6 protein-coding genes are annotated in these 5527 nt (G+C 47.6%); 1 reads left to right on the top strand and 5 read right to left on the bottom strand.

What is annotated here, in order from left to right; genetic code table 11:
- The 4 genes from WG8_RS27940 to WG8_RS04325 all read right to left on the bottom strand — a co-directional run.
- Window positions 1–775: TRAM domain-containing protein (locus WG8_RS27940; RefSeq protein ID WP_007428888.1), on the bottom strand; the 775-nt coding region annotated here is incomplete at its 3' end.
- A 405-nt stretch (window positions 776–1180) separates the two neighbouring features.
- Complete coding sequence (locus WG8_RS04335) at window positions 1181–2062, bottom strand: diacylglycerol kinase (RefSeq protein WP_007428887.1); 882 nt, start codon at window positions 2060–2062, stop codon at window positions 1181–1183.
- 223 nt (window positions 2063–2285) lie between these two features.
- Window positions 2286–3053 carry a sirohydrochlorin chelatase gene (locus tag WG8_RS04330; protein ID WP_083837534.1) on the bottom strand — a complete coding sequence of 256 codons (768 nt, stop codon included), beginning with the start codon at window positions 3051–3053 and terminating at the stop codon, window positions 2286–2288.
- On the bottom strand, window positions 3053–3343 hold the full coding sequence (locus tag WG8_RS04325; RefSeq protein ID WP_007428885.1) for a YerC/YecD family TrpR-related protein: 291 nt from the start codon (window positions 3341–3343) through the stop codon (window positions 3053–3055). Before WG8_RS04325 ends, WG8_RS04330 begins: the two co-directional genes overlap by 1 nt.
- 227 nt (window positions 3344–3570) lie before the next feature.
- Between WG8_RS04325 and WG8_RS04320 the strand changes: the two genes are divergently transcribed.
- Window positions 3571–4095 carry a hypothetical protein gene (locus tag WG8_RS04320; protein ID WP_007428884.1) on the top strand — a complete coding sequence of 175 codons (525 nt, stop codon included), beginning with the start codon at window positions 3571–3573 and terminating at the stop codon, window positions 4093–4095.
- Between the two features lie 6 nt (window positions 4096–4101).
- Here WG8_RS04320 and corA read toward each other — a convergent pair whose 3' ends face one another.
- Window positions 4102–5061, bottom strand: coding sequence for a magnesium/cobalt transporter CorA (corA, locus tag WG8_RS04315; RefSeq protein ID WP_007428883.1), 960 nt, complete (start codon window positions 5059–5061; stop codon window positions 4102–4104).
- Window positions 5062–5527 lie beyond the last annotated feature (466 nt).

Here is a 5527-nt window from a genome sequence, read left to right as displayed (position 1 = left end):
CCTCTACACCCGTAGCCAATACCTGTGCTGCCTGGTTACCGGATTCGGTAGTCGCGTTTTCATTCGCACCCGACTCCGTTCCGGCACTGGTGCTATCAGCCACGCTTAGCTTGCCGATACGTTCCAGTACGTCCACGACGTGCTGGCGCTTCCAGCTCAGCTGTGCTTCGTAGCTCATATGCTGGATTTGGCAGCCGCCGCACTGATCATAGATGGCACAAGGCGCCGCAATCCGGTCAGGGCTAGCCTGCACGATCTCCAGCAGCTTGGCATAGCCATACTGCTTTTTCGTTTTCAGCACCTTGACTCGTACCTTTTCCCCCGGCAATGCGCCTGGTACAAACAGCGTAAAACCCTCGACACGCCCTACACCCTCGCCATCATGATTCATGCCGATAATGTCGATTATGGCCTCATCGTTTTTTTGCACAGGCAGATCGGTACGCTCTGCACGGACTCGGTTGCGGTTTAAAGCGTGCTGTTCCCGTACATCACCGGAAGAACGTTGTGCCCCTCGCTCTTTTCCCTGTCCATCACCGGAAGAACGACGAGTCCCTCGTCCTTTTCCCATCCTATTCCGGTCCATATCCTTTATATTTCCATCAAAATTTCCATTTCCATTCCCGATTGCAATTCGAAGCTGTTCCTTTCCAGCTCCACCTCGAGACTGTCCTTGCTCCTTCTTCGACTGCACAGTCTTTTTCTGTGGCTTTCCTTGAACAGGAACTGCTGCATTCCGGCGGCTTTTTCCACGTCCGCTGCGGTTACTTGTCATGATTCATATCACTTCTTTCTGATCATCTTTTTATACCATCTTTTTTCTTCAATTCATACAATACAAACGGCCTACATGCAATATAAACATCAACCCGAAAATGCCGTTACTCCCCCACGGAGAACGGCAAGGACTCATAACCAATAAGTCGAAACGAAATAACAGCCTCTGCAGTGTGTGCTTGTCTCGCTATCATTGGAAACGTCAACCTGTTTCAAGTAAACATTGCTTCATCGAAAACATTATTGTTCAGAAACAAAAACCCTTCGACATCATCATTCCTCACGGTAGGATTTCGCAAAATTCGATGCCAGTCGCGCCAAGGTACAATATATAGACGAATAAAATCATTTCATTCTATCTATCGCTAATCACAAGTCGCGCTTTGTGGATTTTGCAAAATCCTTACCGAAATACATTCAAGTGATGCGGCAAATTTCGGAAAGTTGCGGGCAAGGTTCCTCCCAGTTCTCCATCCAGATTAAGCTGGACATAGCCGGGTGAGGTTACTTCCATGTAATCTGTTTTAAAATGAATGATCTTCTTGTCCTGCAAATGCTCACCACGCAGCGCAAGCGTCACTAACCGGATCATTTCCGCAAGATTACATTTGCGGACACCGATGACGTCGAGCAGTCCATCATCTATTGTCGCCCCGGGAGCAAGCTTTTCAAACCCGCCTACTGAATTCGTATTCGCAATCAGGAAGAGCATGAACTCATCATGTATCACTTCCTGCCCTGATGCTTTAATAATCAGCTCTTGCGGAGCCAGACTGACCATTTTCTCCATGCCTTTAAAATAGTAGGCCAACTGGCCGATCATCGTTTTTAGCTTGCTGGGAACTTCATACGTGAGCTCGGTTAAAGTCCCTCCACCCGCAATGTTGATAAAGTAGCGATCATTGGCTTTTCCAATATCCAGCGGCTTCGGATTTTGGCGAATAACCAGGTCGCAGTAATCCTCCCATTGCCTGGGAATCCCCAGTGCTCTGGCAAAATCATTCGTCGTCCCTACAGGGAACACGCCCAGGGGCGGGCGGTTTTCCCTCTCAGCCATCCCGTTAATGACCTCATACAAAGTGCCATCGCCACCAGCGGCGATAATCATATCATACCCACGCTCAATAGCCTCTGTTGCAGCACGTGTCGCGTCCCCTTCACCCGTAGTTGCATGGCAAGAGGTTTCAATGCCGCCTTCATCCAGACGCTGCAAAACATCCGCAAGACGACGTTTCATTTCCTCACGCCCTGAGGTCGGATTATAAATTAATCTAGCTCTTTTCATTCCGTTACGCCACCCGTATATTTAATGATATTTATATTCACATACCAGTTCATCACATTCAGTCTATACAAAATATCATCATACTGGAAAAAGGCCTCTTTTACAATAAAAGAAGCCATTACTAACCCAAATATGGGAATAAAAGGACAAAATAATACTGTAGCTGGACCAATCTACCTGAATCAAACTACTTAAGCCCAACTACCAGTAGCCTTGCGCCTGCTCACTTCTGCATGCCTTGCATTAGTTCGCAAATTTGCCTGTCCATCCAGGTTGTGAGTAGCGGATGTGGCAGCAAAGGCTCACCTGAATAACGGTACTCAAGCCCCTCTAACCGCTTGGGAATAACGCGGCTTGTAAAATATCCTGAGCTCAAAAAAAGCGGTGCCACCATAACATCATGACCCCGCTCCTGACACCAGTAAGCTGCCTTGTCGTATACACTTTCGGGATTTAGCAAAGCATAGTCTGTTCGTATACCGCTCACGACTTGCACTGTACGGGCCAACGAAGAAATTCCCTGCTCCCAGCGCTGAAGAAAGCCGTTATGTACACTACCGTGTCCAATGAGTAAAATGACCTCTTTCGCAGGATCGACAGACAATGGGCAAACCTTGTCCCACACCATGCGTGCAACATCTTCTCCGTCATCCAACGGGCTGCCGAAATGCACTCGCGCTTTTCTTCGAAAAGGCTTTAAATCCGTTTCTTTGTCCGGCGCATCCTTGACTCCCAGCGCATAGCTAATCTCATCTACATGTGTACTGCCTGATGACATAAACAAAGGGATCACCAGTAAATCCGTTACATCCAAGGCTTCCAGATGGTCAATACCATCCTGAATCAATCTTCCTTTAACCGTTTCCAAAAATGAAACCTCTACTGGTATTTCCTTCGGTATATGAAGCTTTGCAACTGCCTGATCCACCTGTTCCACCCAATACGGCTCCCTGGAGCCATGGCTGATGACTAGTATCCCAGGGCTCCGCATTAGCGTCCCAGACGTTCCAGCGTCATTTTGTACCCGTCATTGCCATAGTTCAGACAACGTTTAACACGTGAAATCGTGGCTGTACTTGCGCCGGTCTCCGCTTCAATCTGGTTATACGTGCTGCCTTTGCCCAGCATACGGGCAACCTCCAGGCGTTGGGAGAGGGACTGAATTTCATTTATCGTGCACAGATCATCGAAAAATACATAGCATTCTTCCAAATTTTTAAGAGTTAAGATCGCCTCAAACAATTGATCAATACTTTTATCATTAAGCTTTTTGAGCTGCATGGATTATCATCTCCCAAGGTTACAATCTCTCCTCATTGTACCTGAGAAATAGTAGGTTTTTCAAGCATTAACGGTTTCACGCATTACAGAACAACATTACATGACATGGCACCATACTGTACGAATGCCCAAATCCGCATTTATACCTGATTTCGGGACACACGCCTAAACCCACTGTGCGTTTGTAACATACAGTAGAGTATCAACCTGCAAAGGAATGTGATCTCATGCCTGGACACTACTATCATCGGAGGCCGCTACAGCGATCCCTTTCCGATCCGTATAGTTCAACTCCTTATCCCGGACTCGATCCGTACAACGAGGTTCCTCAAGCCGATTCCTCCGCGGTGGTGCCTTATGAAGCGCCAGCGAGTATTACGGATGCCGCTGTCGTTACACCAGACCCTGCTCCAGCCAAGGGGGGACTGCTCGGAAGTCTCGGCAGTCTTGGCAATATCAAAAATCTCAATGAAATTAAAGGTTTTATTGACCGTATGGGCGGGATTGACGGAATTGTGGCCACGCTTGGCAAGGTACAAAAAGTCATGAGCAGCGTACAGCAATTTGCTCCAATGGCGAAGCTCATAATGGGTGCGCTCCCCGTATTCGGCAAATCCGGCAGCAAAAATTCTGCGCCTGCTTCCGAGGAATTGGACGAATACAAGCCACCTTCACGCCGCCGCCGAAAAAAAACACAACGCAAAAAGGCCACTACTCCGCGCAGACGTCCGGTCAAGCGTAAACGTCGGTAGTCCATTTTATTTGAACCAACCTCGACGCATAAACCAGACCACCATTGCAACACTGAGCAGAAACATGAAGATGAGGATGTAAAAATAGCCATATTTCCAGGTTAACTCGGGCATATACGAAAAATTCATACCATAAATGCCGACAATTAGCGTCAAGGGCATAAACACCGTCGTAATTACGGTCAACGTCTTCATGATCGAATTCATGCGGTTGGAATTGAGCGAAATATAACTGTCTCTCAGGTCGGCTGTCATTTCGCGGTCGGCCTCCAGCATATCCGTCAGCTTCAACAGATGATCATAAATATCCGTAAAATAGGCCGTATGCTCCCCTTTGCCCTGCACATGCTGCGAATTCAGGACTCGGTACATCAGATCACGCATCGGTACAATCGTACGGCGTAGCTTGAGCAGTCTGGCCCGCAGGGCAAATACCTGCTTCATCAATTCCTCCACCGATTCGTGCCTGCCCAAGCCCTCCAGCTCGGCCAATTCATCCTCAATCATGAACAGACTCGGAAAATAGTTATCCACCAGCTTATCTATCACAGTGTAGGCCGCAGCCAGCGGTCCGCGCGACCATATTTTGCGTTCATTCGCATGCTGGGCAATCCGTTCCCAGGCCTGATCTATCTCATCCAGTTCATGATGGTGATAGGTCACCAAATAGCGGCTGCTAATGAACAAGTCCACTTCTTCCGCATCCAGTGTATCTACATCAAGCGCGTGTACGACCAGAAACTGCACATCCTCGTAATAATCCAATTTAGGGCGTTGGAGGACATGCATACAATCCTCCACAGCCAACGGATGAAAATGAAAATAACTTGTCAGCAGCTCCGATTCACGATCTGTAGGCTCGCTAAAATCCACCCATACCCATATGTAATCCTCCATGTCTATTTGCTCCAGTGGCTGTCCCACCGTCACCTGATGATCATGACCTATAGTCAATGTACGTATCACCGTACGTCCCCCTCGTCTACACTACCTGTCTTTTAATACTGTTTATATTGTATATAAGCCATTCCGGATTATACAAATTTCAAGCGCTATATTCCCATACGCTAAATAAGAAAAGGATATCTTCGGGCTAACCTGCCTCCCCAAGATATCCTTTATCCTTGTGATGAAAAAAAATCACTCACGTTCACTAAAGATGCACACGAAAGCCACTAAGCGGTCGGATGCTAACCTCGTTATTTCCCTCGGTGCAGCAAGCAAAGCGCTGCGCCAATTTCCTCTGCCTATACCCACTCATTTAAAAGTGGGGGAGGCTTTTGCGAAGAAAGGAGCAGGTTCAGCGAGTAGTAGCGCAGCGGGCCATTTGAATCTGTAGAAGCGGCAGCGTTCGCCTTTGTCCCTGAATTTTAACCTATAAGAGGTCTTATATAATCCAAAAAATTCAGGGGCAACAGCGATCGGAAGATCA

It is taken from the genome of Paenibacillus sp. Aloe-11 (assembly GCF_000245715.1).
Taxonomy (GTDB): Bacteria; Bacillota; Bacilli; order Paenibacillales; family Paenibacillaceae; genus Paenibacillus; species Paenibacillus kribbensis.
This window is presented reverse-complemented; position numbering and strand designations above follow the sequence as displayed.